The sequence below is a fragment of the Mycobacterium sp. TH-M82 genome (genome assembly GCF_057473605.1).
Genome location: NZ_JBYCKY010000088.1, coordinates 1 through 2,421, shown reverse-complemented (window position 1 = coordinate 2,421; position 2,421 = coordinate 1). Strand labels below are relative to the sequence as shown.

Annotated in this window: 3 protein-coding genes and 1 pseudogene; 1 reads left to right on the top strand and 3 read right to left on the bottom strand. The window is 68.9% G+C overall.

Translation table 11 applies throughout. The annotated features are described in order from the left end of the window. On the top strand, nucleotides 1–338 hold a 338-nt coding region (locus tag AC2VON_RS02650), incomplete at its 5' end, for a PaaI family thioesterase (protein WP_486951546.1). Nucleotides 339–367: 29 nt separating this feature from the next. Here the strand turns inward: AC2VON_RS02650 and AC2VON_RS02645 are convergent. The 3 genes and pseudogenes from AC2VON_RS02645 to AC2VON_RS02635 form a co-directional block, all read right to left on the bottom strand. Next, on the bottom strand, nucleotides 368–526 hold the full coding sequence (locus tag AC2VON_RS02645; protein WP_486951545.1) for a hypothetical protein: 159 nt from the start codon (nucleotides 524–526) through the stop codon (nucleotides 368–370). An 86-nt stretch (nucleotides 527–612) separates the two neighbouring features. After that, nucleotides 613–1,443 (bottom strand): annotated as a pseudogene (locus AC2VON_RS02640) (PGRS repeat-containing protein); the annotation flags it as partial. A gap of 490 nt (nucleotides 1,444–1,933) precedes the next feature. Further along, the coding region (locus AC2VON_RS02635; protein WP_486951544.1) for a GMC family oxidoreductase at nucleotides 1,934–2,421 on the bottom strand (488 nt) is incomplete at its 5' end.

Here is a 2,421-nt window from a genome sequence, read left to right as displayed (position 1 = left end):
CTGACGGCGCCCGCGCTCAGCTGGAGGTGGCACCCAAGCTGTTGCAGGCGACCGGCATCGTGCACGGCGGCGTGTACTGCTCGATCACCGAGAGCATGGCCAGCGTGTCGGCCTACGTGTGGCTGAACCAGAGCGGCCGGCGCGGCGGTCAGGTCGTGGGCGTCAACAACAACACCGACTTCCTGCGCGCCATCTCCACAGGCACCGTGCATGCGGTGTCGACCCCGGTTCACCGCGGCCGTCGTCAACAGTTGTGGCTGGTCACCATCACTGACGACACCGAGCGGATGATCGCCCGCGGCCAGGTGCGGCTGCAGAACCTCGAGCCGACGGACTGAGAAGCCCGGTGCCGACTGCGCTACCGGCTCTAACGGCCGGTGCGGCTCTCGTTGGGCCCGGTGTCCAGACGGGCCGGCAGGATGCCCGGTACCACGGCTGCCAGCAGCAGGCCAGGCCTGCCGAGCATCGCGCGCCGGGATAGCCGCGCTGACAAGTCCAATCCGCGGACAGCGGTGTTGCTGGTCATAGGTCGAGTATGACGGTGCCGTCGGGGATTAACGGGGATTTCCCGGGTTGCGGCGTGTCGGGGGCGGAGCCGTTGGTTTTGCTGGGTCAGCCGGGTTGGCCGGATTGGCCGTTCTGGCCGGTGACACCGCCGCTGCCGGTGTCACCGGCCACGCCTCCGATGCCGCCCGCCCCGCCGTTGCCGGGGGCGCCGGCGTCACTGGGTGCGCCGCCCGCACCGCCGTTACCGCCGGCCCCGCCGTCGCCGTTGGTGCCCACGTCACCGAACCCCAGGGCGGGGCCGGCGTTGCCGCCGGTGCCTCCGTTGCCGCCGACACCCCCGTCGCCGCCGTTTCCGCCGCTGCTGCCGGCGCCGCCGACACCCCCGGTCCCGCCGGCACCGCCGGTCCCGCCGTTACCGCCATCGCCGAGCAGCAGGCTGCTGCTGCCGCCTCTACCGCCGATACCACCCACACCGCCGGCACCGCCCTCGGTGCCGGCGGTGTCCGGCAAGCCCGAGTCACCGGTGGTGCCGGCGGTACCGGTCCCGCCGGCACCACCCGCACCACCGGCACCGCCGTTGCCGAACAGCCAGCCGACGGCGAAACCGCCGGCACCGCCGTTGCCGCCGTTATCACCGGCACCGCCGGCGGAGCCGACGCCGCCGGTGCCGCCGTTGCCCATCAGGAATCCGCCGTCGCCGCCGTCGCCGCCGTTGCCGCCGTCGGCTCCGGCGCCACCGTCGCCACCGTTGCCGGTCAGGCCGGCGGCTCCGCCGAGACCGCCCTGCCCGCTGGCGGCGGTGCCGCCGGCTCCGCCGTCGCCGAACAACAACCCGCCGGGCTGACCGGCGGCTTGCAGAACCGTTCCGCCGTCCATGCCCGGGGCGCCGTTGCCGATCAAAATCCGCCCGATGAGGTCTTGACTGATCGGGTTGAGCAGCGTGTTGTCGATGAACTCGCCGACAGGGCTGGTGATCCAGGCCTGACTGAGGAAGTACACCGGCTGGTAGATCACCGTGTCGAACAAGCCGGCAAGCAGACCGCCCAGGGGCAGATCGCTAGCCGAGGCCAATGGATCAACAAGATCCAGGCTGTCCAGGTCAAAGCCGGCCAAACCGGCGGCAGAAGCGGGATCTGCCAGGGCATGGCTGAGGCCGGTGAAGTCTACTGCCGCTGGGAATGGTTCGATAACGGGATCGACGAGCAGGTCGAGGATGTCGGCTTGTGCCGCCGGTGAAGTGGCCAGTGGTGCTATGCCCGCGGCGAGAAGCACCGTGGCGATGGTCGGTAGATCGATCACGCGATGACAGCGGACCGCAGCGTCCACCCGCCGAGTGCGTTTCCTACCCAAATTGAAGCCCGCCAGTTCAGCCATCATGTCGCCTTTCATCCAAGACCCACACCGAGACAGCAACCATTCGTACCGGTCACGGACGGATACCCGCCGTCTGAGCGGTGCTGGACGATGAGCTCTGCGACTGGCCGGCCAGCGCACGTGCGTTGCGCAGCGCCACCGCCATGATGGTTTGGGTGGGCGGACTGCCGCTGGAGGTGACGAAAAAGCTGCCGTCGGCGCAGTAGACGTTGTCCATCTGGTGCATTCGCCCGTACGCATCGAGGACGCTGGTCTTGGGGTCCACACCCATCTGCATCCCCCCCATGCAGTGCTTGCCGCTGGGTAAGGGTGGGCCCGAGAGCTGGGCTACGAGACGTTTGGGCAGGGCGGCGAACAGCTGAGCGCCGGATGCCCCCATCATCGCGGTGACTGCCGGGATGAAGAAGCCTTCGGAGGCCGTCTCGAATTTTCCGATGTTGTAGGTGATCCGGGGCGCCGGCTGGCCGTTGATGTCTTTGATCACCGGGTCCAAAGTGACGGTGTTGGTCAGATACGGCATGTCGGTGGCAAAACAATCCA

What these genes read in the sequence shown, in the direction of transcription:
- AC2VON_RS02645 (WP_486951545.1), bottom strand. Translation starts at nt 526, where the DNA reads ATGACCAGCAACACCGCTGTCCGCGGATTGGACTTGTCAGCGCGGCTA.